The organism is Solibacillus sp. FSL K6-4121 (assembly GCF_038002585.1).
Lineage (GTDB): Bacteria > Bacillota > Bacilli > Bacillales_A > Planococcaceae > Solibacillus > Solibacillus faecavium.
Genome location: NZ_JBBOCS010000001.1, coordinates 39,569 through 64,288, shown reverse-complemented (window position 1 = coordinate 64,288; position 24,720 = coordinate 39,569). Strand labels below are relative to the sequence as shown.

The 24,720-nt window shown below is 33.5% G+C and carries 31 protein-coding genes; 18 read left to right on the top strand and 13 right to left on the bottom strand.

Annotation, left to right across the window (positions count from 1 at the left end):
• Positions 1-53: 53 nt before the first annotated feature.
• From MHH95_RS00405 to MHH95_RS00390, 4 genes are all read left to right on the top strand, one after another.
• Positions 54-977: a hypothetical protein gene (locus MHH95_RS00405; RefSeq protein WP_340726003.1), complete on the top strand. Its 924-nt coding sequence runs from the start codon at positions 54-56 to the stop codon at positions 975-977.
• Between the two features lie 92 nt (positions 978-1,069).
• Positions 1,070-1,246, top strand: coding sequence for a tRNA U-34 5-methylaminomethyl-2-thiouridine biosynthesis protein (locus tag MHH95_RS00400; RefSeq protein ID WP_340726002.1), 177 nt, complete (start codon positions 1,070-1,072; stop codon positions 1,244-1,246).
• Between the two features lie 132 nt (positions 1,247-1,378).
• The gene (locus tag MHH95_RS00395; RefSeq protein WP_340726001.1) at positions 1,379-1,771 is read left to right on the top strand and encodes a DUF5412 domain-containing protein; all 393 of its coding nucleotides are present in this window, start codon (positions 1,379-1,381) and stop codon (positions 1,769-1,771) included.
• 93 nt (positions 1,772-1,864) lie between these two features.
• A complete protein-coding gene (locus MHH95_RS00390; RefSeq protein ID WP_340726000.1) occupies positions 1,865-2,386 on the top strand; it encodes a hypothetical protein in 522 nt (173 codons plus the stop codon).
• An 87-nt stretch (positions 2,387-2,473) separates the two neighbouring features.
• Here the strand turns inward: MHH95_RS00390 and MHH95_RS00385 are convergent, their stop codons facing one another.
• A complete protein-coding gene (locus tag MHH95_RS00385; RefSeq protein ID WP_340725999.1) occupies positions 2,474-3,508 on the bottom strand; it encodes a DUF4179 domain-containing protein in 1,035 nt (344 codons plus the stop codon).
• The gene (locus tag MHH95_RS00380; RefSeq protein WP_340725998.1) at positions 3,495-4,058 is read right to left on the bottom strand and encodes an RNA polymerase sigma factor; all 564 of its coding nucleotides are present in this window, start codon (positions 4,056-4,058) and stop codon (positions 3,495-3,497) included. Before MHH95_RS00380 ends, MHH95_RS00385 begins: the two co-directional genes overlap by 14 nt.
• Before the next feature lie 248 nt (positions 4,059-4,306).
• Here MHH95_RS00380 and MHH95_RS00375 point away from each other — a divergent pair, with 248 nt between their 5' ends.
• Entirely contained in the window at positions 4,307-4,885 is a 579-nt protein-coding gene (locus tag MHH95_RS00375) for a TetR/AcrR family transcriptional regulator (RefSeq protein WP_340725997.1), read from the top strand.
• A gap of 59 nt (positions 4,886-4,944) precedes the next feature.
• The gene (locus MHH95_RS00370; protein WP_340725996.1) at positions 4,945-6,174 is read left to right on the top strand and encodes an MFS transporter; all 1,230 of its coding nucleotides are present in this window, start codon (positions 4,945-4,947) and stop codon (positions 6,172-6,174) included.
• Between the two features lie 8 nt (positions 6,175-6,182).
• Here the strand turns inward: MHH95_RS00370 and MHH95_RS00365 are convergent, their stop codons facing one another.
• Complete coding sequence (locus MHH95_RS00365; protein ID WP_339213853.1) at positions 6,183-6,350, bottom strand: TetR-like C-terminal domain-containing protein; 168 nt, start codon at positions 6,348-6,350, stop codon at positions 6,183-6,185.
• 31 nt (positions 6,351-6,381) lie between these two features.
• Positions 6,382-6,579, bottom strand: a complete 198-nt coding sequence (locus MHH95_RS00360) for an ABC transporter (protein WP_339213851.1) — start codon at positions 6,577-6,579, stop codon at positions 6,382-6,384.
• A 150-nt stretch (positions 6,580-6,729) separates the two neighbouring features.
• Here MHH95_RS00360 and MHH95_RS00355 point away from each other — a divergent pair, with 150 nt between their 5' ends.
• The gene (locus MHH95_RS00355; protein WP_340725995.1) at positions 6,730-7,419 is read left to right on the top strand and encodes a hypothetical protein; all 690 of its coding nucleotides are present in this window, start codon (positions 6,730-6,732) and stop codon (positions 7,417-7,419) included.
• Positions 7,420-7,603: 184 nt separating this feature from the next.
• Positions 7,604-8,383 carry a MerR family transcriptional regulator gene (locus MHH95_RS00350; protein WP_340725994.1) on the top strand — a complete coding sequence of 260 codons (780 nt, stop codon included), beginning with the start codon at positions 7,604-7,606 and terminating at the stop codon, positions 8,381-8,383.
• 52 nt (positions 8,384-8,435) lie between these two features.
• Here the strand turns inward: MHH95_RS00350 and MHH95_RS00345 are convergent, their stop codons facing one another.
• Complete coding sequence (locus MHH95_RS00345) at positions 8,436-8,792, bottom strand: Fe3+-siderophore ABC transporter permease (protein WP_340725993.1); 357 nt, start codon at positions 8,790-8,792, stop codon at positions 8,436-8,438.
• Positions 8,793-9,525: 733 nt separating this feature from the next.
• Between MHH95_RS00345 and MHH95_RS00340 the strand changes: the two genes are divergently transcribed.
• From MHH95_RS00340 to MHH95_RS00320, 5 genes are all read left to right on the top strand, one after another.
• Complete coding sequence (locus MHH95_RS00340; RefSeq protein ID WP_340727283.1) at positions 9,526-9,888, top strand: DUF2294 domain-containing protein; 363 nt, start codon at positions 9,526-9,528, stop codon at positions 9,886-9,888.
• Positions 9,889-9,975: 87 nt separating this feature from the next.
• Positions 9,976-10,143, top strand: coding sequence for a multidrug transporter (locus tag MHH95_RS00335; RefSeq protein WP_340725992.1), 168 nt, complete (start codon positions 9,976-9,978; stop codon positions 10,141-10,143).
• Positions 10,144-10,452: 309 nt separating this feature from the next.
• Positions 10,453-10,665: a helix-turn-helix transcriptional regulator gene (locus MHH95_RS00330; protein WP_340725991.1), complete on the top strand. Its 213-nt coding sequence runs from the start codon at positions 10,453-10,455 to the stop codon at positions 10,663-10,665.
• A complete protein-coding gene (locus tag MHH95_RS00325) occupies positions 10,646-11,143 on the top strand; it encodes a hypothetical protein (RefSeq protein ID WP_340725990.1) in 498 nt (165 codons plus the stop codon). Before MHH95_RS00330 ends, MHH95_RS00325 begins: the two co-directional genes overlap by 20 nt.
• A gap of 171 nt (positions 11,144-11,314) precedes the next feature.
• Positions 11,315-12,091 (top strand): phosphotransferase family protein, encoded by a 777-nt coding sequence (locus tag MHH95_RS00320; RefSeq protein WP_340725989.1) that lies wholly within the window; start codon positions 11,315-11,317, stop codon positions 12,089-12,091.
• A gap of 559 nt (positions 12,092-12,650) precedes the next feature.
• Here MHH95_RS00320 and MHH95_RS00315 read toward each other — a convergent pair.
• Entirely contained in the window at positions 12,651-12,920 is a 270-nt protein-coding gene (locus MHH95_RS00315) for a hypothetical protein (RefSeq protein WP_340725988.1), read from the bottom strand.
• A 678-nt stretch (positions 12,921-13,598) separates the two neighbouring features.
• Here MHH95_RS00315 and MHH95_RS00310 point away from each other — a divergent pair.
• Positions 13,599-14,366 (top strand): hypothetical protein, encoded by a 768-nt coding sequence (locus MHH95_RS00310; protein WP_340725987.1) that lies wholly within the window; start codon positions 13,599-13,601, stop codon positions 14,364-14,366.
• A gap of 121 nt (positions 14,367-14,487) precedes the next feature.
• The gene (locus tag MHH95_RS00305) at positions 14,488-15,063 is read left to right on the top strand and encodes a hypothetical protein (RefSeq protein WP_340725986.1); all 576 of its coding nucleotides are present in this window, start codon (positions 14,488-14,490) and stop codon (positions 15,061-15,063) included.
• A 411-nt stretch (positions 15,064-15,474) separates the two neighbouring features.
• On the opposite strand, the gene MHH95_RS00300 is transcribed toward MHH95_RS00305, so the two are convergent.
• The 4 genes from MHH95_RS00300 to MHH95_RS00285 all read right to left on the bottom strand — a co-directional run bounded on the left by MHH95_RS00300 (position 15,475) and on the right by MHH95_RS00285 (position 18,551).
• Complete coding sequence (locus MHH95_RS00300) at positions 15,475-15,663, bottom strand: hypothetical protein (RefSeq protein ID WP_340725985.1); 189 nt, start codon at positions 15,661-15,663, stop codon at positions 15,475-15,477.
• A 274-nt stretch (positions 15,664-15,937) separates the two neighbouring features.
• Positions 15,938-17,020 carry a DUF4179 domain-containing protein gene (locus tag MHH95_RS00295; protein ID WP_340725984.1) on the bottom strand — a complete coding sequence of 361 codons (1,083 nt, stop codon included), beginning with the start codon at positions 17,018-17,020 and terminating at the stop codon, positions 15,938-15,940.
• The gene (locus tag MHH95_RS00290; RefSeq protein WP_340727282.1) at positions 17,017-17,541 is read right to left on the bottom strand and encodes a sigma-70 family RNA polymerase sigma factor; all 525 of its coding nucleotides are present in this window, start codon (positions 17,539-17,541) and stop codon (positions 17,017-17,019) included. The genes MHH95_RS00295 and MHH95_RS00290 overlap by 4 nt, the downstream gene beginning before the upstream one ends.
• A 278-nt stretch (positions 17,542-17,819) precedes the next feature.
• Positions 17,820-18,551 (bottom strand): HAD-IIB family hydrolase, encoded by a 732-nt coding sequence (locus MHH95_RS00285; protein WP_340725983.1) that lies wholly within the window; start codon positions 18,549-18,551, stop codon positions 17,820-17,822.
• A gap of 379 nt (positions 18,552-18,930) precedes the next feature.
• On the opposite strand from MHH95_RS00285, the gene MHH95_RS00280 reads away from it, so the two are divergent.
• A complete protein-coding gene (locus MHH95_RS00280) occupies positions 18,931-19,656 on the top strand; it encodes a Fic family protein (protein ID WP_340725982.1) in 726 nt (241 codons plus the stop codon).
• A gap of 111 nt (positions 19,657-19,767) precedes the next feature.
• Here the strand turns inward: MHH95_RS00280 and MHH95_RS00275 are convergent, their stop codons facing one another.
• The 3 genes from MHH95_RS00275 to MHH95_RS00265 all read right to left on the bottom strand — a co-directional run bounded on the left by MHH95_RS00275 (position 19,768) and on the right by MHH95_RS00265 (position 22,644).
• Positions 19,768-21,114: a flagellin gene (locus MHH95_RS00275; protein WP_340725981.1), complete on the bottom strand. Its 1,347-nt coding sequence runs from the start codon at positions 21,112-21,114 to the stop codon at positions 19,768-19,770.
• A 233-nt stretch (positions 21,115-21,347) separates the two neighbouring features.
• Positions 21,348-21,833: a small multi-drug export protein gene (locus MHH95_RS00270; RefSeq protein ID WP_340725980.1), complete on the bottom strand. Its 486-nt coding sequence runs from the start codon at positions 21,831-21,833 to the stop codon at positions 21,348-21,350.
• Between the two features lie 28 nt (positions 21,834-21,861).
• Positions 21,862-22,644, bottom strand: a complete 783-nt coding sequence (locus tag MHH95_RS00265) for a helix-turn-helix domain-containing protein (RefSeq protein WP_340725979.1) — start codon at positions 22,642-22,644, stop codon at positions 21,862-21,864.
• A gap of 273 nt (positions 22,645-22,917) precedes the next feature.
• Here MHH95_RS00265 and MHH95_RS00260 point away from each other — a divergent pair, with 273 nt between their 5' ends.
• Together MHH95_RS00260 and MHH95_RS00255 are read left to right on the top strand one after the other, a co-directional pair.
• A complete protein-coding gene (locus MHH95_RS00260) occupies positions 22,918-23,466 on the top strand; it encodes a hypothetical protein (protein WP_340725978.1) in 549 nt (182 codons plus the stop codon).
• Positions 23,467-23,792: 326 nt separating this feature from the next.
• The gene (locus MHH95_RS00255) at positions 23,793-24,713 is read left to right on the top strand and encodes a metal ABC transporter solute-binding protein, Zn/Mn family (RefSeq protein WP_340725977.1); all 921 of its coding nucleotides are present in this window, start codon (positions 23,793-23,795) and stop codon (positions 24,711-24,713) included.
• Positions 24,714-24,720: the final 7 nt, after the last annotated feature.

The window sequence follows — 24,720 nt, the reverse complement described above, 5'->3', positions numbered from 1 at the left end:
TAATGGCCTTAAGATATAGAAATTCTTTATAAAGAAAAGGTTGGTGAAAGAAAATGAAATCAATACTCAAAATACCGATGAAGCCCATTGCTAATCTGAAAGAAGAACTGAAAAAAATGTCGCCTCTTTCAATTGCACTTGGACATGAAAACGATGTCTTTGTTCTACTGAGGGAAGAGCAAATTCCATTAGTTGGTGGTTCCTTCCCTGCAACTGTTACGGAAAAAAGCTATAGATATCAAGTCGTTCATCTAAAAGATGGACAAAAGAAAGTGCTGGATTTGCCAGAAGAGACATGGAATTATCATTACATACAGCCGATTGATAACGGACACATTCTACTTGTTGGTGCGCGGTCGTATTACCATGATGCGCAAAATATTGAAGAAAACGCACGGGTCTATGATGAAGACGGGCATTTTATCCGTTCATTTTGTTTAGGGGATGGTATAGAGCATGTGTACGTAACGAAGAATCAAGAGGTTTGGACAGGATACTTTGATGAAGGCGTTTTCGGCAATTACGGCTGGAAGGAACCAATTGGCAGCAGCGGGCTAGTTGGCTGGGACGCGTCGGGTGATAAGATGGATTCGCTTGAAGAGGATACGGAATATTATATTTTTGAGTGTTTGGCGTTGAATGATATACCTAATGAAGGAATTTGGTTTTTCTTTAGCCTGGAATCGATGATTGGTGTACGGGAAGAAGGGCTCACAAAGTATTATTCAACTGAAGATATGCATTTTCATGCGTTTGCGGTAAAAGAGGAGACAATCGTTGCGTACCAAGGGAGAGGGGAAAATGCATTTTTTGAGTTACGACTTGAAGGCAATGAATATAAGACGTTCCGTAAACTCGAACTGATGAAACCAAATGGTAAGCCTCTCGAACCGCAATTAGTGAATAACCGGGAGAATAAGTTGCTGTTTTTGGACGGGAACGAGCTGTATATGTATGAATTGAAATCCGGTGTGTGATCGTTATCGCTCAGTAAATGAGATGTTTCAATACTTAAAACAGAGGAGAATAGGGAAAGTGGATCTGAAAAAGTATCGTGAGGAGGTATGGTGTGAAAAATATACTAGGATTAATATTGGGTTCTTTAGTGGGATGGCTTATATGGGGGTATTTTACGAATGATTTCTCTGTAGAAAGGTTTTTCATGTTTTTAATGGGTATCATTTTAGGATACATATTTGGCAGAAGTAATCCAAAAAAAGAAAGAAACAAAATGATAAATTCATAACTGTACTGCAATCGGGGGCTTTCTTTGAAATAAGGAAAGGCTCTTTTTTTGGGGAACTAAATAAAATTAAAAAAGTCTACAGTAAAAGGAATTATTTAACTTTTCAACGAAATAACAAAAGGGGTGTGTTTTATGACTGCTAACTCAACGATAAATGGAACTAAGCGAAAAAAGGTAGTAAAAATTTCACTGATTACTAGCTTTTTATTTATAGGGTTTATTGGATATGGAGTTTATTGGGCATTTTTCGATATGAACAGGCTGCCCACTGGTAAATATCTTACGGAAGAAACCTCCCCTGATGGTACATATACTTTAAAAGCCTATGTATCGAGTCCAAGCTTAAGTGATGATGCTGTAAGAGGTGAATTAGTATTTAATAAACGTAATGGCAAAACAAAAAATATCTACTGGAATTATCGAGAATCAACAGCCAAAATTGAGTGGTTAGATAATAAAACAGTAGTAATTAATGGGCATACTCTTGACGTTCCTAATGGAAAATTCGATTTCCGTAAACAATAAATCAGTTTCACAGTTTTTTTACAAATATATAAAAGAGCTACGATATTACTTTTCAAAATTAGGCGGAGTTTAAAATATACCTGAGGTGAACATATGAAAACAAAAGTTCTTCTTGCGATAATAATGATTTCAATTCTAGCTATAGTATTCGGTTGTTCTATGCAGAATGATGAAAGTGAAACAGAACTTTATCATGGCAAGCCGTTACATATTGGGATTATTGGTGAAGAACCAGATGTTAGAGAAGAACAAATACAATTTACAAGCATTGATTTTACTGATCTGCAAAAAGTAGAGAATTATGATGCTATATTTATTACGAAGGAAAATCTCATAGAAGCAGATAAAACTCAATATGCGAAGGTTTATAATAATAGTCCTCGTCCATTCTTATTTATCGACTCACAAAAAGGATATGTTCCTTTCATTAAAGAACAATTTGATTTTGAAAATTATCCGGATGATGATTCAGGTGTTTACGCCTATCTTTATGATAGTAAGAGTCAAAGGTATTGGGGTTATGTATTATATAATGAGGTAGTAAACGAAAAAAGTATTCAAGATGTATACTCAAGAATTTTTGAAACTATTGAAGATTTAACAGGAATAAATTAAAAGGTTTCTAGACACGACTTAAAAGTAACTTTAAATAGAAAAAGAGCAACGTCATAAATGAAGTTGCTCTACTATGTTTATAAGTATTTAAAATTGAAAATCCTTGCCGTTCTTGTCTTGGATAATTAACTCATAACCTTGATTGTCTGTCTTTATTTTTACTTCTTCACTATTTAGGAATTCAGTAATTCTTTCATGGATTTTGTTTACTGCCTCTTTAGCTTCAGTATGTGATGAGTTCATGTTCAACTTGATGGTAATAGATACTTTTTCAGGTTTGAAGGTATAACGAATGTCATCTACCCGGTACTCTTTTTTCAGGTATAACTCTTCTTCAATACGCGTAATGACGGGTAGCCACTTTGTTTCAAGTTCTTCAACTGAAACATCTTTAGTTATAATGTGTACACTTTTCAATGAACCGTTTGATTCCAGAAATTCATTCGCTACCATGTTAATTTCTGCTTTCTTAGCTTCTTCAGTAACCGGTATATATACTTTGATGATAGGCGAGTATGCGTTAACATCCAAAATCGTATAGCCTGCTACCTGCAACTCCGACTTCAACTTTTCGCCTATTTCGGCCCTTTGATTAAATATTTCAGCTAGCACAGGTGATATTTCATTCGTCTCAGAAATCATTAACTCGTAGTTATCATAGCCTCTTTTTTCCAAAACTCCCGACAAAATAGCTAAAACATTGTCCTTTTCTTGATTGACGTATTCTTCCGTTCCTTTCAGCTGTATGTCAAAAAGGGTCATATCCTCCCATCTGCTCATACCGATGCCTGCCGTATTATATCCTTCTTTCTCCAACACTTCTGTAATTATTATTTGGATTGGTTTTTGGAATACTTGTCCTACATATGGGATTTTTGAAGCCATTTCTGCCATAGTTGGATTCAAAAATGCAGAAGCCGTTAGGACACTAAGGCTGATCACCGCTGCAACTGCAAACTGGAACTTCCTCCAGCCTCTTTTTCTTTCTTTTGTTTTTACGAAATCCACTTTCATTTCCGACTCTTCCTTAATATTTTTCGCAAATTCATATAAGGAAGAGGGTGTCTGGATTTTTTCCATCTCTTCTTGAATTTCTTTCTTCATTGAGTCATCGATTTTCATGTGAATTCACCCCTATAAACTGATTTTCAATCAATCTTTTTTTCAAAGCGTTACGTGCTCTGCGAAGGTGGGATTTGACCGTCGAAGTTTTCAGTCCCAGCAAATCTGATATTTCCTGTATAGCGTGGTCTTGGTAATAGTAGAGGATGAGGACATTTCGATAGTCCCTGTTGTCGAGGGATAGTATGCCTTTTTTAAGTTCATTTTCGGTTTCCTCTTTTAGCACGCTTTCCATGACGCCAAGTTTTTCTCTCCCTATATCAATTTCAAGCGGAGATTCCTTCAGACGGTCATTCTTTCTCCATGCATCTATTGAGCGGAGAGAGACGAGTTTATAGAACCAGGTATTGAAATAAGTGATTTCTTTTCCACTCATGATGTTGCGGTACGCCTCAATCAGTGCATTTTGAACAACCTCTTCAGCCTGTTCTTTGGATTTGAGGATACTGAAGCTGGTCCTGTATCCCTTATCGATCAAGGGGTTTACGAGTTGAGCAAAAGCTTCATCCTCACCATTTCGAATTCGTGTCATCAGTGTTTCTTGTTCCATTTGGATAACCCCCTTTTTTGTTTTTACCTTATAGGCGAAGATGGAGGAGCTTAGGATGCAATAATATGGAAATTAAAAAGAAAAAGAGCTGGTTCATGAACAGCTCACTTTTCAAATGAAATGATGTTTTGTTTCAAAATTTAATTAATATTATTTTACAGCACTATTGGTTTTTATTTACAAAAAATGTTTTATGTAGTAGATTTAATAAAAAGATTGATTAATCAATCAAAAGTAGGTGACACAAAATGAAAAAGACAATTGAAGAAAAGCGAAAAGATGTTTTAGAGGTGGCGATTAAATTATTCGCAGAAAAAGGATACGAAGCTACGACAATGGCTGAAATTGCTAAGCTTGCAAACGTAGGGTTTGGGACAGTGGCTACATATTTTGAAAACAAAGAAAATTTACTATTAAAATGTGTTGAGGAACCAATGGCAGATTTTTTGGAGGAGGTATTAAGATTTAATACGCAACCGAACGATTATGAAGAGGAAATTCATCAAATGACATTGAAGCATTTCCAACTTTTTAGTGAAAAACGTTTATATTTACTGTTATTAATTCATGTGACATCCCAGTGGGAGAAGTATATGAAGCCCTATCTTATTGCGAATAAGGCTGCTCGGGAAATGTCAGATAAATTTGAGCAGTTGATTCAAAATGGTCAGCGAGAAGGGAAGCTTGCAGAAGCCAATGCAAATGTTTTAGCCATTTCATATATATCCCTTTTATTAGGCCTGTTCTTATCTAATACAGATCAATTTTCGGAGAGTGCTTTAAAATTATATGCTGAAAATGCTACGCGTTTATTTGGATTGCAATAAGCAATCCTTTTCTTAAACAATTTTTTGATTGATTAATCAATCAAAATAGGAGGCTTTGTATGAATTTCCGAGATTTTAATAGAAGTGTACAAATACGTATTATATTAAAATTTGTTACCGTTATAACAAATACAGCAGTGTTACCGTTTATTGTTTTATATTTTGCGAATGAAATCGGAAGTGTAAAAATTACAATTTTAGCAATAGGAATAGGTGTAATAACTTTATTTGGTGGTTTGCTTGGCGGTCAACTAGCGGATCTAAAAGGGAGAAAATTAACGATTGTTATAGGAGAATCAATGACAGCAGTTGGTTTTATGTTGTTATTGTTAGGACAAATACTGAATGAATACATGATTCTTTTGAGTGTAGTAGCCCTTATTTTAACAAATTTTTTTACAGCCATGGCTTTACCAGGATATAGTGCACTAATATTAGATGAAACGACTAGGGAAAACCGCAAAAGTGTTTATATTTATTCGATGTGGACGTCATACTTAGGGTTTGCAATAGGAAGTTCAATAGGGGGACTTTTATTTGCGGAATATAAAATTTTGCTGTTCACCTTCATCATTATAAGCTCGATCATCACAGTTATTGTAATCATGAAGTGGATTCCCGAAACGCTTCATAAAGCGACACAAGAAAATTCTCTATCAATCAAAGAAGATGAAGGACATTCAATAAATAACTCCATCTGGAAGGTTGTATGGAATAATAAGATTTTACTTTTATTATTATTTTTAGGCTTTGTATTTAGTTTAATGGATCAACAAATTGGTTATTATTTAAGCTTGCATTATTATGATTTATTTGGTGAAGACAGCTATTCTTTATTAGGGTTTTTACGGACAGAAAATACGGTGATTGCCGTGGTATTTTTATTAGTAGCAAAAAAATTACTCGTTCGTTTTAATGAAATGAACGTGGCGTTAACGGGTGGAGTTTTGCTGTTTGTAGGTTATATTTTGCTAAGTATGCTGCAAACGCAACCACAACTATTTAGTGCCATGTTTGTAGCAGCGGTAGGTGAAATATTGCTTTTCCCCGCATTACAGGGCATTTCAGCGAACTTTATTCCAGCATCTTTTCGAGGAAGATATTCAAGTCTAGCAAATAATGTAGGGATGCTAGGAGGCATGTTCGCAGTGACGTTTATGTTACTTCATCCATTAGGATTACCACTTATAGTAACACTTAGTTATCTTATAGTAGGTATATTAACGCTTTTATCGCTATCCATTTTAAAAATAAAAGTTGAGAAAATACAGCAGGAAGAATATGCGTAATTCTTCACTTACAATAAACTCAGCATGCATTTAAATGAAACATTAACTGTTAGGTTGGCTAGAAGTCGAGCTATTTCTTGAGGGAATTCTTTTCTTCTCGTTTCTAGCCATCTTTGTATCACTCCGATAGGTGCCGATGCAAAATACGCAGCTAAATAGTGTTTGGAAACAAGCAAGCTCCCCAAAAGCCCATTATACTTACTTGCACTAGTGCAATGCTTTCTTGAATAGGCGTAAACCAAAGTAAACAAAAGCAAGGAAGCCAATTAACGCAACAAGAATATTTAAAATATTACCAAGAACTCCTCCTAGACCGATTAATTCGAAGAACTCTGAAATGAATCCTAATAATGCTAGCAGCAGCCATATCACACCTGTAAGAAATCCAAGGAAAATTCCATTCATAGAAACACCTCCTTTTCAAAGATTGTTTATTATTATAGTAAGCAGATGCAGTCAATATGATTGGGTTATCTAGATTAAGACTTAAGGCTTATTACAGTCAAAGGTGAATTTGATGAGCAAGTTTTAGTACTAGTAGATCATAGAGAAAATATGGGAAACAGCAGGAATAGAGAAGAACAAATCGCTGCTCACAACTTATATGGAGATTTAGTATACTTAGGAAAAAGTACGGGTTTTACATTAACGATTAAAAGGGTGAGTATGTTGAAATTTAATTATAAAATTATAGGCGTAGGATGGGCTATATGCGAAATACAGACAGCGAATGAAACGTTTACTTTTAGAGCGAGTTATCTTTCTGATGCTTTAGGCGATTTGTTAAATGCTTTAATGTCGCTGAATTCTGATATGAATACAGAATCTTATGGCGATGAAACGAATTTTAGTTGGTATCTAGAACCAGGATTGACAGAGTGGCATATCAAAGCGTTTGATATAAAAAGTAACGGAGAAAACCTACACTTTAAAATCAATCAGTATGTAGACGACACTGAAAAAGGTGCTCCAGAGACTACATCAGCATTTGCGTGCAATTATGATGAATTTGTATATTCAGTAGTAGAAAGTTTGGACCGTCTGATTCAAAAATTTGGCTTAGTAGGTTATCAGGCAATATGGCATGATTCAGATTTTCCAGTGGTCGCCTATTTAAAGTTAAAGCATTACGCTATTCACAAAACAGCTTTTCCATTTGTTGATGGAAAAAATGGTACTCTTAAAACGATGACAAATAGGGACTATGAAATGAAATTGCTCACGACGGATTTAAAAGATTGTTAAAGGGGGAGGGGGTCAAGAGTTTTTTTACAAGTTTTTATGCAAATTGTAGAACATTTCTAGATAATATAAACACCGTTTAATTAATAGGAATAGTGGACAATATATCATTTTCAAATTTATCACTTGAACCTCAAGTTGCTTGAGGTTTTATAATAAACTTATACTTTTGTTGGGAGGAATTTTGATGAATAACAATAACAGGTTTTCCGTTGGGGAGTTTTCAGAAAAAACAGGAGTACCTATTCCTACTTTACATTACTATGATGAAATTGGTTTATTACGACCAGAAAAGAATCCTTCTTCAGGGCATCGCATTTACAATTATCAAGATATTATAATATTACAAAAAATTCTGAGTTTAAAATTCCTAGGATATAGTCTGGATGAAATAAAAAATTTATTAAATAAATCAAGCTTTACCGTTGATTTAAATGAAAGCTTGTCTCTCCATTTTCAAGCTTTAGAAAAAGAGAAAAAACGAATCGAACAGTCAATGAAATCTATTAATAGAGTAATTAGGTTAATTGAGGAAGAGGGAACAGTGGATAGTAACTTAATACTTAACCTTATTCACAGTATGCGTACTGAACATATACAAGAAGAATGGATGGATCGCCATATGTTAACGGATTTCAAGGATGTCATGGAAGAGTTAGAAAAGAAATCGGAAGAAGAAAAATTCCCTTTAGATAAAACGATTTATCAAGTGTCTAAAGAAGTGAAACAATTATATGGTAAACCCGTAGAGGACCCGAAAGTACAACGAATGATTAAGAACTATGTAGAAGAATATTTTTCATTTCTTGGTGAGGGTTTGATGCAAAAATTCGCTGATACGAAGATAGAAGGAGAACTTGATTTTCAAGAACTTGAAAATTTGACACCTTCTCCTTTTACAGAAGATGAACAAAAATGGTTTGATCAAGCGATAGATTATTATATTCAGCAAGAAGAAATGGAATAGATGTTTATGAACTATACTCTTAAACTATAGTTGGTCTATCCCCCCCGTTAGCTTAAAGATAGGTAACCATAAGCCCATAAGCTGCTATTCCTAAAACGCCTAATAAAATAAGTACAGCACTTTTTATAAAATCAGTTTTTCCTTTTTTCCAGTTTATGATACTTGTAGTAAACCAACTAATAAATACCATAGTTACACCAATATGCTGAATCAATTCAATCGCTAGGATAATTCCAGAAAGTGATAGCAAAAAGCCTATGACTAGTAATCCCACACAAAAAAGTGTTAAAGGTTTTTTAAACTCGCTTTTAAATTCTTGTTGATCTTCCTTATCCATTTTAAAATATACATTTGTAAGAAGGATAATCGGTATAACCCATATTAAAATAACAAATAAAACCTGTATCACTTCGTATGCTCCAATCTATTATGTATTTCAAAGTTGATGGCAAATTGTTTCATTTCCTTTTCCTTTTCCTTTTCCTTTTCCTTTTCGATGCATGAGGGGGGTTCGCCCAATTAAATATTACAAATGCTAAAAAAACAATTACAATAGCAATTACTGTAAGGGATAAATTTTCTCTCCATCTAATATTTCCACTTGTAAAATATTGACCAACTGTTGCAATAATAAAATATATTATAGGATAAATAAGATAATATAATTGATTTTTTCTCATATAACCCCTCCACTTATTTCCAATCATACTACAAATAATAAATGAAAATGGGTTAATAAATTTAATTATCTAAAACTTGACAGTGAATTAACTAAGTATTAATATTTTATATAATACAAATAGCGTATTATCCTTAGTTTGGTAGTCAATATTTTGGACATTGATTATCCATTCAAAAAGGAATTAAAATAATAATTTTAAATAATAGGTAGACATTTTAAAAAACCTAGATTAGGTTAGTTAAAAGTAAACCGACAATTTTAAAAGTAAATGGTTTGATAATTGAAACCATTATTTTTGATTGTCGGTTTTTTTTATATTTTAGAAATGCAGCTATGGACTTGTTAGAAAATGGTGCAGAGAAAAAATATTTATATGTGCATATAGGAGAAGCTAGAGATAATACAGACTATATAATAAATGTATAACGATTAATTGTGGAGTGGAGGGATAGGAGTCATGATGGTTAAAACAAAAGGTGCTCTTGAAGCCGAAATCAGTAAAGTGTTAACTAATTGGGAGAAAAGTTATCTAGGGCGCGGTTCCGTATCGGTTAAATCAGATATCTTGCGAGATATGGTGGTTGTTGTATTAGGAGGAGTCTTAACACCTGCTGAATATGCAGTATGCCAAAATAAAGAGGGCCTATTATCAGTCAAAAAAATGCGAAATAGCTTAGTGGAATCCGGTGTAGAAGAAATAAAAGAAGCAATCCTAACGATAACAGGTATAGAAGTGGTGAGTTTTTATAGTGATTTGAGTACAATAACTGGGGAACGCGTTATGGTCTTTAAGCTTTCAGAGGATTTGCAAAGTAAATTATGAGTTAACGTAGTAGTGAATTAATAGTCTTTTATGGAAAGAAAAGATTTATATCACTAATAATAGCGGAAAAAGGAGGTTTAAATTGATATGGAAAAGAATAAGACATCAGTACCTCACTTAGATACAAAACTTTACGATAATGAAATCCATCTAAATATAAAGGAAACGATAGCTAAAAATAAGGAAATAATAGAGAAAAATCGCGAAATTCTATCCTTTAAATTTGCTGACGACTTGAAAAAAACAACAGAATGAGTTTTCTTTCTCCCTTCCTAAAAAACACCTTCCAATAATAAACCGGTAAACGCTACATCAACGTTTACCGGTTTTTCTTTTGATTCGACTTTTTTGTGCCTATTGATTTCAAAATTAAATAAAAGGATATTATACCGGCTAAGAAAACAAATGAACTTATCCATGTAACTTTATCTCCGGAGAAATATTTCCATGCCATTAAGGCAGAGTAATAAAGCGCTCTCAAGGCGATTTTTTTCTGAAAAAATGTCATTTATAATTGACATTTAATTTTAAAATACATAAAATTTCCATATGGGTGGTGATTAATTGAATCGTGTACGAGAATTTCGCAAGTTGCAAAAGCTTACCCAAATTGAACTTGCAAAACAAATTGGTATCGCACGCCAAACACTCAATATGATTGAAAACAATAAATACAATCCTACATTAGCTTTATGTATTTCATTAGCAAAGGCATTACATACCGATTTGAATACATTATTTTGGGAGGTTGAGAACGATGAAAAACCAAATCTTTAACCATTTCATTGGTGCAATTGATGCACGAGATGAATATCAACAGCAGGAAATCTACAAGGAACTCGCTTTCACAGGTATCTTACTGTACTACGTGACAATGGCACTTATGATGATTAGCCTTATAAACGATCTCGTTTTGCAAACGGTTTCGATTATGACTCCTATTTTACTTGTCGTAAACATTGGTTATTCTGTATTAATCATGAAGCGTTTAAATAGAAAAGAGTGGTTAGCAACAGATTGTGCAACGCCTGAAGAGTATAAAGTAAACGTGCGTAGATTGAAGCGCTCAAATACTTTTGGAGGAATTAGTTGGGGTTTGATGATGTTATTATGGATGGAATATTTAATGCCACTCATCTCACGCGAGGAAATTAACTTTTCGTGGATTGGTGTAACGATCTGGGGGATCGGTGGCGTTCTTTTTGGCGTAGCAATGTATTTTGTTTCGAAATCCAAATTAGAGAAGCATTATTAGGTGTCCCTGTACATTTAATTGAAAAAACGATCTTCATCAATCGGGCGCATTTCTTTAATAAGGAACGCGTCTTTTTCTTTCAGGGTCCAGATAAATTAAAGTAATTTGAATATTTATGTTAAAATTTAGGTGATTGCAAGATGGATTAATAACTCTTTAGAGGAGGATATGGTGAACTTAGGAGAATTGGTGGCTACCGGTAATACAGCTAATCTATATGAATGGAATAATAAAATAGTAAAAATTTTTAAAGAAAATCTACCACCTACTGAATCGTTTTATGAAGCTAAGAAACAAGAGTATGCATATTCATGTGGGCTTAATGTTCCTGAAATTTTTGAGGTTAGAAAGGTAAATGGATTACAGGCAATCATAATGGAATTCATTGAAGGAGAAACGTTGGGACATCTTCTATTAAAAAATTTAAACGATGCTGACCGATATATTAATGTCTTGGTTAAAGTACAAAAAAGAATACATGAAGTCAAGGTAGAATCCGATGAAATTGAACGTATGGATGAGAAAATTTCCCGTAAGATTGAATCGGCTCCAAGCCTAAATAAAAGTCAAAAAAGTATGTTACTTAATAAGTTGAATTCTTTAAAGTATGAACCTAGACTATGCCATGGTGATCTCCATCCATTTAATCTAATTATGAACGAAGAGGTAGTTAGTATTATTGATTGGGTTGATGCTACTGCTGGGGATATCCGTGCAGACGTATGCCGTACATATTTATTGATAGCTCAGCATTCCTTAGATTTAGCTGAGCTATATTTGCAATTATATTGTTGTAATATAAACATCTCCAAAAGTGAAATACGCCAATGGATGCCAATTATAGCAGGCGCAAGGTTAGCTGAAATCGTATCTTCTGAAGATACTCAACGATTAATGGACATTGTCAACCAATTTTGTAATGGATGCAGCACTGATGATGTGCTCTAATATTTATAAAGAATAGCTAAGATATAAACTACAAAGGGTTGATTAGAATGAAATTTATTGAACTAAAAATATTTACAACACTTGTTACTTCATTGTTCGTTTCAGCAGCTTTAGCGTTTAATTATATTTATTTTTTACATAATCCACCTATTTATGATGAGTTCTTTATAAGCCTATTTGGTTATAGCCTGTATGTTTTCGTATTATTTATTATGGGTGCAAGTATTTCTTTCATTCTAGACTTTAAAATCAAAAAGAAAATTTATAATTTTATTAGTTATATTATTAGCGGGTGCTTATTTGGACTACTATTTTGTTTGATAGTGTTTCGAGGGGTAACTATTAAATTGATAGCTGAAATGATCATACTAGCCATTATTTGTGCAATTCTATTTTGGATAATACAAGAAATATTAAAAAGAACATTTTATAAAAATACTACTTCTCTTCTTTGATTTTAAACAAAAGTTCAAGCATAATTTGGGACCTTCAAAACACCCCACATTTAATTAAATAGCGTGTGGGTTACCAAAGTGTCATGTAGGTTTATTTATGTCTATCACTTTAAAAAGGACTTTTCTAAATACTCTATTACTAGTATTACTAGCCCTAAAATTGCCAACAATACCCCGATAACAAATGGGAAACCTAAAAATAAACTTTGAACACTTTCATTTCCATATTGTATATCTCCAAAAATTGCATACCACAACTGTGAACCAGACCAACTCCTCATGTTAGGAATATATAATGTGGCCACCACAATTATAGTTAATGTAATAAATAATCCCCCAAACATTATAAAGCCGCCAATTACTGTTCTTTTCATTCTTTCACCCCCATCTATTCTCCAAGTAATTTAGATTCGTCGAAATTGGAATTAAAAATGCACCCAAAGCGATGTTTGATAGCATTACTTAAACTTACCCTACACTACATGAATGGATTTATCTAAATTTATTCCTACTAAAAATAAAAAAGCACGCAAAATCACCTGTATTAAAGGATTTTTGCGTACTGCATAAAATATTAACTATAACAAATATCAACCGGATTACACTTTTGAAAGAGCGTTTTTGGCTTTATAGACAATGAGTAATAGAATGGTAATAAGCAATAATGAAAATAATACACCTAGAATTTTAAAATCACCAAATACATTATGAAGGAATAAATCATAATGTAGACTAATTCCGAATGACCTTAAAATAAACGAAACCAATAATCCCGTAAGTACTCCTAATATTAACAAAGTATTCGTTTTTATAGTTTTCACCCCCTTTCAAATTACTATAATAGTATGTTCTTGAGTGAGGGAAATTACCCCTTTTTTTATTAAATATGGAAAATATATTATGGTGAAAAAGAGTAGCCTTTGCATATCTACTCTTTTTTTAGCTGACTTCTATTTATTCGTTAAACATAACTGGTTATGACGTTGATATTGGACAAAGATAAAGTTATTAGCAATGTTTGTTTGAAGACTAAAACAAAGTGAGGATTATATATGCAAGCACCAAAGAATATAATGAATGTTTGGAATCAATTTAAGCACTTTCCTATGGAAACACTTACAAAAGTTTGGTATGCAAAACAAAAACCATTAAAATATCAGCGTTCAGTTACTCTAATGAAACAGCATTATAAACAACATAAAATTACTGGGAACTGTTTTGACTTAGCAATATGGCTATTGGATGAATTAAATCATAATAATATTGAGGCGTATGCAGTTGGTCGTAATTTATTTAACGAAAAAGCTCATATTGCTGTTATAGCAATAGACGAAAATAACTATAAGTATTTATGTGACTTAGGAGACCAATGGATTCAGCCTATTTGTGTAGATATAAATAGCCCATTGTTTCACTCAGAGGAGTGCATAGGTTTTTTTCCAGGTGCTAAGATTCAAGTACAGCATCAAGATAATAATGTCGAGATTTTCTATAAACGACCAAGTGGAAAAATTTCTAAGCAAGTATTTAGTTTAAATCCAATTGATGAAAATCAATTATTAGAAGCTGCAGAATTCTCGCAAAGGTTGATTAAACCTTATCCGCTTCTTGAATGTAGACAGTATGAGAATGAAGTAATTCACTGGGAATTTTATAACTTCAGAAGTTTTTCATCTTCTATGAAAGGTTTAGCTGAAGAGGATGAACTACTGACTGTAAGGGAGTGGGCAACTAAGATACAAGAAAAAACAGGTTATACCTATGAAATTCTTTTAGAGGTATTAAGCTATTATAAGCAATTACCAAGAGAGAATTCATGATGAGAAGTGGAGCAACATTTTTCTTGGGGAGCGTTAGAGAAAATGCAGACAGAAGCTACTGGATTATTTTTGAAACGAAAGCTATGTAACCCCGTCTAATGATAAAAGGAGGTGTGACTAAATGAAAAAAATAACAATGATTTTATCTTTTGCATTTATAACACTTATTTTATTTGGTTGCCAACAAAGTAATGACAAGAAGCTTGATAATGAGATGTCCAACACAGATAATCTGGAAACACAGGCCGAAGTCATTGAGGGGGATTTTACCTATCGACTTGTAACCGAGAAAGCAGAGTATAGTAAAAATGAGCCGATAAAAATATATGCAGAACTGGAATATACAGGTGATAAAAAAGAAATTGAAATTTTCCATGCTGCTTCACCATTTTCTTTTCCAATGGTTGAGACTACGAGGAATTATGAAATTGAATACGGAATGGATATGCCGTTATTAAGTACGACATTAGTTAAGGGAGAACCACTTCGAAGAGAATATGTTGGTAGTGGAGGATATAGTTCCGAAGACAAAAATGAATATCAAGATTTCATGAAACGAATTATGAATAAAGAATTCCCTGCTGGACATTATGTCGTAAACGGTATTGCAGATTTTGATATTAGAGTTTTAGAAGGGACTGAATCAGAGGGAAAATATCAATTAGAAGCACAGGTAGGATTTAGTGTTATTAATTGAAATCGCATTATAGTTATTCAACAATCTGGTGCTTTTCTTAAAAAGGAATTACGCCTTCTTCAACTAAAACAAAATTGGAATATTTATTATTAATAACCATAAGTTAGGTATGGCAAAATTGCCGCCTCGCGATAGCGCAAGCGGCTTGATTAGGTGTTTTTTATCTCACTTTATAACGAGGGCAAAATTTTGGGATTGATGGGCCTCGCAAACGGCAATAAAGGCAGTGATAAAAACACGTATCACGTGGTTTTAGCGCTGTCTTGCCGTAGCCCACCAATCAAACAAGTGAAATTTTATTAGAAAGGCAACCCCATGTTATGGTGATGAGCCATATTTATAAAGACGGACATGGGCATTGTTCTATCCCAAAATGAAGGGGAAATGGTTTTGATAAAAAAACCACTGAGATCATTCTTCAGTGGCTTCTTGTTGTTTCTTTGATTCAAGAATTTTACGGTTTTGCTCTATTACTTCTTTATTCTTCTCTATTGTAACCTTGATGTTTTCAAGCATTTCTTTATCTTCATTACTGCTAGTTTCAGAATTATTCTTCAGGTGTTCATCTAAGTGGGATGATCTTTTATCTTTAATAATCACTAAATTCACCTCTCATAACTATATTTTTAGTATAAATGATAGAAAGTAGCTTTTATATTAAATTTATGTAACATTTTCAGAATTACGTTTATTTTACTCGTATGATGGGTAAAAAGTTGCTGTTTTCGGAGAACGAAATAGCTTTTTTTTCAATCTACTACTTCCTGTTCCTGTCCTTTTATGTATTTATCTTTTATAAAATATGTTCTTCTTACTAAAAACACGAAGGAATCAATTTAGATTCCTTCGTATTTTTTATCAGCTTAAATTTAATTTACTGAATTTGAACTTTAATAGGGTCTAACCGAACTTGCTTAGAAGGGCTATCGCTGTTGATTGAACGATAGTTCGCTTTGACTAAATTTCCGTCTTTATCTACATCAATTATATCGTTTTCAGTGAGCGTAACAATTGGCGTTAAATAAAGGGCCTTCGCACGAGCATCCAATTGATCGTAAGTGGCAAGCCAATTTTCCGTAAAATCTGTTCGCGCTCCATGATTTAAGCCATTTAAGGAAGTATAATTATTTCCTAAATCATCCTCTATTTCTACAGATACAAAAATATTGTCCCATTGATTAGATAGATCGGCTGTAACGTTTGTTTCATATGATAGAATGAACGACATTGGAGTGACAGTTAGGTTTTGTGCTGTAAATGTAAGCCCATCTTCCTGTAATGTTTTATTTACTACAATCGAGTTAGTATCGACTGCGGATAGTTGGAAGTCGAAATGCCAGCTGCCTTCATAAACGGTACCTGTATGATTAATACCTGTTGAAATACTCGTAATATCCCATTTCACGTCGATATCCTTTAGCGGGTGACCAGCATAGTGATCAATTGTCATGAGACTAATATATTTTCCTTCCTCGGTTTTTACTAGCTGTTCACTACTTACTAACCCTGTGTCGCCATATATCGGTAAACTATTGATAGCTGGCTTTTCACCTAAATCATTGTCTGTTTCGATTGTGTACGTAAGGAATAGCGTTTTTCCATCGAAAACTCCATCTATAATACTAAGCTTTATGCCATTGCTTTCTTGAACGAGGTGAAGCTTTTTAGCATTTTGTTCATAAGCTAAATAGCTGCTATTAGAAGTAAATAATTTAAAAATGCTTCCTAGTAAAGGAATATCTTTTGCATAAGTTGTGGTAGAGAGACCTGCAATAGAACCTGCTAGGATGACTAATGCAATAATAGATGCGAGTAAATTTCTTTTTCTTTTCTTTTTTACTATTTTACTTTTTAAAGCTTTTGTTACCTTTTTCTTTTCGAATTCAGAGACAGGGGCAAAATCGTCATCAGATAGATCTACGTTAATATCATTTAATAGCTCATAAATATCCTTCAATTGATATTTCCTCCAATCAGATTAATTGCATAATGTTTTAGCTTTTTCTTCCCTCGGGATAAGCGACTGTCGATAGCTGACTTAGAAATGCCAAGCTTCTCAGAAATTTCATCTGATTTCATACCAAGGAAAAGGCGCATTATAATTATTTTTTGGTCAACTGGATCTAATGTGTGGATATAAGCGAGTATTTCTCTTTTATTTTCAGAAGAAATTATTTGCTCTTCGACGACGTCACTTTGGATAAGTTCAATATCTTCAGTTGGTACTACAGTGTTTTTTACTGTTTTGCGGTAATAATCAATTGCTTTAAATTTAGCAATCGAAGCAATCCAATATTTAAAGTTGGTCGTGTCTCCTTTGAATTTACTAGCATGGTTCCAAATGGATAGAAATATATCATTGATGCATTCATCGATTAGCCCCTCATTTTGAAGTGGACTAAGAATTTTTAATGAGATGCCTTTAATGAGTGGCAAATATTGATGAACGATATATTCAAGTGCATCTTCTTTTTCCATTTGGAGGCGTTCAACAAAATTATGTTCATTTGATTTATTCAAAATTAAACCCTCCTACTTTTTTGTAAAAGCTTTTACATATAATAAGACGAAATAAAAAATCAAAATTTGCAAATTTAGTAATTTTTACAGATATTATACTCATATTTCTGGAGAGAATATTGACGCTATTCAATATGAAATAAATGAAGGAATTTTTATAAAAGATGTATTCCTTACAAAGGAAGAGGGGAAAAGCTTAAAGAACACGAATTATATATGTTCTCTAAGCTCTTTTATTAGATGCTAACGGGAAGATTTATTGGTTGCAAAATTGTTTCAGCAACATCTTCTATTGAGATTTTTTTGGAAGCATATTGCTGCACTTCATTATCACCTACACATACACTATAAGTTGCTTTTTCAAATAAACATTGGTCGTTGCTATCATTTCCAAAAGCAATAAAATCATGGATGTTTAATCTTTCAAGACCGACTACTTTATTAATACCTAATGGACTGATATCAATCGCATTTTCTTTTTTATAATTTGTGATTGAAACAGGTAATTGTTCAAGCTGGGTGATTACTTGTTGTGCAGGATTAAATATGACTAATTTGCAGATTTTACTAAGCTCTGTAATAGCTAAGTTTTTAGCGGAAGTTTGGTTAATATTCTTATAAATAGGATGTTCAAAGCTGCCAGTAAATGCATAATCCCATTCGCCATCAGCTAAATAAGTAAGTTGGTATGTATAGATTATTTCTTGTAGCTGCTCTCTTAAATTAGAATTAAAGAAAGTAGAGCTAACTTGACCGTTTACTGAAGTGTAACAACCGTTACCACCAACCAATTTACCCTTGATAAATTGGGCTGGAATAACGGAAACTAAATCACGTATCGGTCGTGCAGATGCAAAAACAACTTCATGGCCAGCATCGGATAGTTTGGTTAAAGCATCTATTATTGATGGATGAATCGTTTTTCCATCAAAGCAAAGTGTACCATCAATATCAAAAACAAAGTTCATTCGAATCGCCTCCTGTAAATAGTATAATAAGAAGAAATGGCTGCTGAAAGGACAGGTGTCTTCAGGTAATGGATTTAGAAAAATTTGCGCAGTATTATATATGAAATATAGAAATGTGGGCATGAGATCATAAGCAAGTATAAATTATTCATACGATGATTATCATCTTAGGTATTATACAATTAAAGCATCCGATATTTGAATCGCTAGGTGTATAAAATAAGTATACTTCTTTCTTCATTTTGTACTTATTTTTATAAAACATTTGGAATATAAAATAGATAGTGAACTATTCATACTTATTAATCGGAGAAATTAAAATCTGTATTTTTTAATATCCAAGTCACATGATGTAAAGTTACATAAAGGAGTTGAAAATATGTTCGAACAAATTGATTTAAAGAAACAGAAGTTGGATGAAAAAAGACCGCTACCGAAATATACAGTGCAAAGTTTACGTGAAAAGCTTTTTCTTGAATGGACATACAACTCAAATGCCATAGAAGGTAATACACTAACAATTAACGAAACAAAAGTTGTGTTAGAAGGTATTACAGTTGGCGGCAAAACGATGCGAGAGCATTTAGAAGTGATTAACCACCGAGATGCGATTTCGTACGTTGAGGATGTTGTGCATAAAGAAGAACCTTTTTCGGAATGGCAAATTAAAAACTTACATCGTCTTGTTTTAAAAGGGATCGATGATAGCTATGCAGGTGTTTACCGAGACCAGCAAGTATTTATTTCAGGTGCAGTGCATACACCCCCGCCACCATTTAAAATTCAAGAAGAAATGGATGCGTTAATGTCATGGTATAAAAGTGAAGCACAAAATTTACATCCAATTGTACGTAGTGCAATGTTACATGCAATCTTTGTTGGCATTCATCCATTTATTGATGGAAACGGTCGTACTTCACGACTTTTATTGAATTTAGAGTTAATGAAGTCTGGTTATCCACCAATTATCATCCGAGTAGAAAACCGATTAGCATACTATAATGCTTTAGATAAAGCGCATACAACGACGGACTATGATGATTTTGTTGAGCTTGTTGCAAAAGAAGTAGAAGCCTCATTAAATTTATATTTAAGTGCAATATAAAAACCGCACTTATTCAAGTTACGGAAAACCGTACCATAAGTAGATACAGTTTTTTGAGAAAACAGTAAAGCACCAATCCTCTATTGGATTGGTGCTTTGTTGACTTAATAATTAACCTAGTATTTCTAAAATCCCTTGGCTCATTTGATTAATTTGCGCCATCATTGATTGAGATGATTGCAAAAGAACTTGATCCTTTTTCAATTTAGACATTTCTTTTGCCATATCCGCATCACGTAACTGTGACTCGGCTCTAGTGAGGTTTTCCTTAGTGTTACTAACATTATTTAAAATGTGTTCTAATGCATTTTGATAGGTACCGTATTTTCCTCGTTCACCTGATATTTTTTGAATAGCTTCATCTATTCTTTCTAAAGCTTCTTTTATTTTTTCATAAGGATCTACGACAATTTGATCTATGTTTAAAGCAGTAGTGCGAGCATCTGTTAAACTTACTTTAAAATGATGGCCCTCATTGGGACCTACTTGCAGTAGTAATGGTTTAGGAACGATTTTCTCTATAGTCGTTACGGTTTCAGTTTTAGGAATGGTCGTAGTGATAGTACTTTCAGTTGTATATTCATCGTAAATTAAATAATTTGATTTTAGATTAAAAGTGGATGTATCTTGACCGCCATCATGCCTAATTTCTATATACCACCTGCCACTTATCGGATTTTCAAACGTCATTTTTTCGTTGGATGCACTGTATCCAGAGTATGTTGCCTTATCAGAAGAAGTATTCGATGTATTTTCTTGATAGTCAGAGCCGGGCATAATTGGGGTATTGTATCCAAATAATTCACCGGTTGGACTTTTAACATTCATGTCAGGCCAGTTTGCACCAGTAATAGTTCCGAACAAAGCTTCAATTTCTAGTGGAGAAGGCACCGGTGGATCAGGAATTTCTATATACCCAGCAGTTACACGGTGTTCAACTCCTGGTTTTACGCTAATAATTTTATTGGTTGTTGGATTTGTTTGAGTAATTGTTTCTGTACCGATAATGATTGTTTCAGTTTTGCTTATTTCTATAGTTTCTTGCGGGACATTTAACAAATGAATCCCGTTAAATTCAGTGTTATTAGCGATATCGTTGATGCCGTCCTTGATTTGTTCAATTTCCTTTTGTATCATTTGTCGATCAGAAGGAGTTAATGTATCATTGGCGGCTTGAATAACAAGTTCTCTTGCTCTTTGCAAGTTCTCGTGAGTACCATTAAGACTGCTATCGGCTACTTGTATAAGAGAAGTGCCATCTTGAATGTTTTTTTCAGCTTTTTCTAATCCGCGAATTTGAGAGCGCATTTTTTCACTAATACCTAATCCTGCAGCATCGTCAGCAGCTTGATTTATTTGGTAACCAGATGAAAGTTTATTTAGAGTTTTATTCAACTCGGTGTTTGTTTGGTTATATCGGTTTTGTGTGAATAAACCTTGATTATAGTGAATGCGCATAGTCTAATCTCCTTATATAGGATATAGGTTAAATTATATAGTATTTTTACAAATTTAACTATATATTTAAAGTTTAAGTCTATATATTCCTAGTATAATTCATAAAAAATCACAATTAGACAGTTTATGGAGACCCGTATCATAAGTAAGTGTGGTTTAATATTAAATCTCCAACAATCTGGCGCAAATCTTGAATAGAAGAAATTTTACCTTCTGCAGCAAGAACGTTTCTTTTATTGATTTAAAAGTCTTGTAATAAAACCAAAATCTTCTTCATCTTTCGCTAGAAAATCAAACCCTAAATACGCGGCACCGCCAAGTGAAACTGCCCAAAATGCGATACTTGCGGTCATTAATACTAAAGTTTTTAGGCGTGTACCACCAAAAGTGACAGCTAGTAATGCTGTTAAATGAGTACCTATAAAAAACGGACCGATAAACGCTAAACCTGGTAAACCATATTTATCGCGAATTTTCTTTGCACGTTGATGACGTTTAGAATCATTCGTTTCTACATTTGTTTTTTTCTTTTTACGCCAATTACGGATCGAGTCTACAAATATAATAAATAAAGCAACCGTTAATAAATTTCCTAAAATGGCAACAAGAATCACTGGGACTGCCGGCATACCCCCGATAATTGCAATCGGTACGATCATTGTCACTTCAAAAAATGGAATTGCAGCTAATATAAAAATAATAAAATATGTCCAAATCATTTATAATCCCCCTTACTCAAATTTCTCCTTAAAAGTCCTCGAATTTCTTCTTTGCCTTCTGTTTTAATTTAAAACCAAACCGGCCAGTATGCTCATCGTTATTAACCAATAATTGATATGCGGAAAGAATTGTAAGACCACGTACCGATATATAAAGACCAACAGCGATTAAAAATACAAAGATCGGATAATAAGGAACTAAAATACCCATCTCTAATTTGTTCTCCAAGGCAAAAGCTAAGAATCCCACCGCCAGTAAACAAGCACCAATCACCATTACTCCAGAATATTTTCTTTTAAAGCCTTCGTATCTTCCTGTTAGCTCTTTAAAATAATTGGAATCAAATAATAAAACTTCTTTTTTGAGAATGGAATATTGCCCCTCATCAAAACCTAGTGTTGCAAAAGAAATGATTCCTAAAGTCGCGATGACAATAATCAAGAGAACCCCTAGCATTGAATTTGTCCCCATAATTAAGTACGGTTCAAATGCCAATGCAAAAAGTCCAAATCCCAACGCAATATGTTTCGCAGTTTTTTCTGTGTTTAATAAAAAACCTTCTGCCATCTCTTTGCTTACATAATAACCTTCTTCATTTCCTTCATTGTTTTCAACAGAATCTTTCAATAAGTAATCGATCGATACCTCAAAGATATTTCCTATCATTAAGAGTTTTTCTGTTTCAGGAAATCCTTGACCGTTTTCCCACTTGCTAATTGCCTGTCTTGAAGTGTTTAGTTTTTCAGCTAAAGTTTCTTGAGAAAATCCTTTTTCTTTTCTTAGCTTAAGTAGTTTTTCACCAAATCCCATTTATTTCAACTCCCTTGTATTTTGTTAGTTATAATGTATAAAAACATGGACCCTTTTTCTATCACGTGGGGAATGCAAATTGTCAACTTGAGGTTGCATTGTTGTTATAACGGGCTTTTAAAGCCTTTTCCCACAAAAAAAGTAAGAAAGTAATTTACGATAAATAAATAAATTAAGGAGCCAGTTAATTTCCATTATAAGGCATATTGAGGAGTAACTTTAAGTTAATTTGGAAATTTATGTTATGATGAAAAGGATTTAAGGAGGCAATTAATGAGGAAGATACTTATTGGCATATTAATATTAACGGGATTGATAACGTTATTTTTATTTTATAATCATAAACAACTACCGACAGAAGAAGATGTATTTAACATGACTGCCAAGTGGTCTCCAACAACTGAAGAGGTTTATTTTGTGAGGGAAATAGATGGGGACTGGTTAACCATGTTTAGAAATAGCCATTCAATAATGGTGGCTCGGTTAGAGCAAAATTGGTTGGGGAATTGGAAGGTGAGAGATGAAGAGGGATATGAATCTACATTAATTTCAACAGCTTATCCACCTAGAGAAGAGGATGAAATTACTTGGAGCGCAAGTTCAAAAGGAAAAAGCCTTTCATACTACTTTGGTCAAATTCTCAATCCAATGATTTACCGAATAGAAGTAGAAACTAAGAAAAACGTCTTTGAAGATGCTTTAATCTTTAGTCCCCAAGGATTGCGATTTTTCTTTATTAAATCCGATGAAGATATGTTCTTGCCTGTAAACATTCGGGCATTTTCTGAAACTGGAGAATTAATTTATTCTACAGTTAAATAAAAGGCAGTACATTTAATTAAAAGATTTTTCATCTAACCAGCTAACAGAAAACAATAAACAATCAGGCACAATTTCTTAATAGGAATTGTGTCTTCTTCAGTTTAAAAAGTAATTAAAATGGGATTTTACGGAGGTGCTTTAACTACTGTTTTATTTATACGTATTTATTGGTTTATTGAAATAAACGGAAGTGACTGAAAATTTGTTGTATTGTATTGCACAAATATTTTTTTTGGTTTATAGTTTCCTCAAGGAAACTTTTCGTCACTCATGAAATATAATTTCATAGACGAAAGAATAAATTATAATGAAAAGGAGATAAAATAATGAAAAAATGGTTAGGAATTGCAGCGCTAAGCTTAATGTTAGCAGCATGTAATGATAAAGATTTAACAAATGCTGGGGCAGAAAAGGAAGGAAACGTTGTTGCAACGACAGGTCAGATTGCTGATGCAGTAAAAGTAATTAGTGGTGACAAGTTGAAAGTCACAACATTAATGGGACCAGGAGTTGATCCGCATCTTTATAAAGCAACACAAGGGGATATGACTAAACTAGATAATGCAGAAGTGATTTTTTATAACGGTCTGCATTTAGAGGGACAATTACAGGAAATCTTTGACCAGATGAGCAAGGATAAAACAGTGTTTGCAGCAGCAGAAGTATTAGAAGAAGGTAAGCTACTAGAAGACGAGGAAGATAATTCGTTAAGTGACCCACACGTATGGTTTGATATCATGCTTTGGAAAGAAGTTGTGGACGGCATCGGTGATACGCTTGTAGAGGAATATCCCGAGCATAAAGAGGCATTCGAAAAAAACGAGAAAGAGCATTTAGCTCAACTTGATGAGCTATTCGCCTTTGCAAAAGATCGTGTGGCAGAAATTCCAGCAGAGCAACGTATTTTAGTAACAGCTCATGATGCATTTAATTATTTTGGCGAAAGCTTGGGCTTTGAAGTAAGTGGGTTACAAGGTCTTAGTACAGAGGCTGAGTATGGTGTAAAAGATGTTGAGAATATGGTGAACTACTTAGTAGATAACAAGATAAAAGCCATTTTCGTCGAATCAAGTGTTTCTGATAAAGCGATGCAGGCTGTTATTGAAGGAGCAAAAGAAAAGGGGCATGAAGTCATCATTGGAGGAGAGTTGTTCTCAGATGCGATGGGCGCTGAGGGAACAGATGAAGGTACGTATATCGGTATGTATGAGCACAACATCAATACGATTGTTGATTCATTGAAGTAGGTGAAAG

Excerpts from the sequence above, each read along its gene's own strand:
- MHH95_RS00405 (WP_340726003.1), top strand. The coding sequence starts at position 54 with ATGAAATCAATACTCAAAATACCGATGAAGCCCATTGCTAATCTGAAA.
- MHH95_RS00395 (WP_340726001.1), top strand. The coding sequence starts at position 1,379 with ATGACTGCTAACTCAACGATAAATGGAACTAAGCGAAAAAAGGTAGTA.
- MHH95_RS00390 (WP_340726000.1), top strand. The coding sequence starts at position 1,865 with ATGAAAACAAAAGTTCTTCTTGCGATAATAATGATTTCAATTCTAGCT.
- MHH95_RS00385 (WP_340725999.1), bottom strand. The coding sequence starts at position 3,508 with ATGAAAATCGATGACTCAATGAAGAAAGAAATTCAAGAAGAGATGGAA.
- MHH95_RS00380 (WP_340725998.1), bottom strand. The coding sequence starts at position 4,058 with ATGGAACAAGAAACACTGATGACACGAATTCGAAATGGTGAGGATGAA.
- MHH95_RS00375 (WP_340725997.1), top strand. The coding sequence starts at position 4,307 with ATGAAAAAGACAATTGAAGAAAAGCGAAAAGATGTTTTAGAGGTGGCG.
- MHH95_RS00370 (WP_340725996.1), top strand. The coding sequence starts at position 4,945 with ATGAATTTCCGAGATTTTAATAGAAGTGTACAAATACGTATTATATTA.
- MHH95_RS00360 (WP_339213851.1), bottom strand. The coding sequence starts at position 6,579 with ATGAATGGAATTTTCCTTGGATTTCTTACAGGTGTGATATGGCTGCTG.
- MHH95_RS00355 (WP_340725995.1), top strand. The coding sequence starts at position 6,730 with ATGGGAAACAGCAGGAATAGAGAAGAACAAATCGCTGCTCACAACTTA.
- MHH95_RS00350 (WP_340725994.1), top strand. The coding sequence starts at position 7,604 with ATGAATAACAATAACAGGTTTTCCGTTGGGGAGTTTTCAGAAAAAACA.
- MHH95_RS00340 (WP_340727283.1), top strand. The coding sequence starts at position 9,526 with ATGGTTAAAACAAAAGGTGCTCTTGAAGCCGAAATCAGTAAAGTGTTA.
- MHH95_RS00335 (WP_340725992.1), top strand. The coding sequence starts at position 9,976 with ATGGAAAAGAATAAGACATCAGTACCTCACTTAGATACAAAACTTTAC.
- MHH95_RS00325 (WP_340725990.1), top strand. The coding sequence starts at position 10,646 with ATGAAAAACCAAATCTTTAACCATTTCATTGGTGCAATTGATGCACGA.
- MHH95_RS00315 (WP_340725988.1), bottom strand. The coding sequence starts at position 12,920 with ATGAAAAGAACAGTAATTGGCGGCTTTATAATGTTTGGGGGATTATTT.
- MHH95_RS00310 (WP_340725987.1), top strand. The coding sequence starts at position 13,599 with ATGCAAGCACCAAAGAATATAATGAATGTTTGGAATCAATTTAAGCAC.
- MHH95_RS00305 (WP_340725986.1), top strand. The coding sequence starts at position 14,488 with ATGAAAAAAATAACAATGATTTTATCTTTTGCATTTATAACACTTATT.
- MHH95_RS00290 (WP_340727282.1), bottom strand. The coding sequence starts at position 17,541 with ATGGAAAAAGAAGATGCACTTGAATATATCGTTCATCAATATTTGCCA.
- MHH95_RS00285 (WP_340725983.1), bottom strand. The coding sequence starts at position 18,551 with ATGAACTTTGTTTTTGATATTGATGGTACACTTTGCTTTGATGGAAAA.
- MHH95_RS00280 (WP_340725982.1), top strand. The coding sequence starts at position 18,931 with ATGTTCGAACAAATTGATTTAAAGAAACAGAAGTTGGATGAAAAAAGA.
- MHH95_RS00275 (WP_340725981.1), bottom strand. The coding sequence starts at position 21,114 with ATGCGCATTCACTATAATCAAGGTTTATTCACACAAAACCGATATAAC.
- MHH95_RS00270 (WP_340725980.1), bottom strand. The coding sequence starts at position 21,833 with ATGATTTGGACATATTTTATTATTTTTATATTAGCTGCAATTCCATTT.
- MHH95_RS00265 (WP_340725979.1), bottom strand. The coding sequence starts at position 22,644 with ATGGGATTTGGTGAAAAACTACTTAAGCTAAGAAAAGAAAAAGGATTT.
- MHH95_RS00260 (WP_340725978.1), top strand. The coding sequence starts at position 22,918 with ATGAGGAAGATACTTATTGGCATATTAATATTAACGGGATTGATAACG.
- MHH95_RS00255 (WP_340725977.1), top strand. The coding sequence starts at position 23,793 with ATGAAAAAATGGTTAGGAATTGCAGCGCTAAGCTTAATGTTAGCAGCA.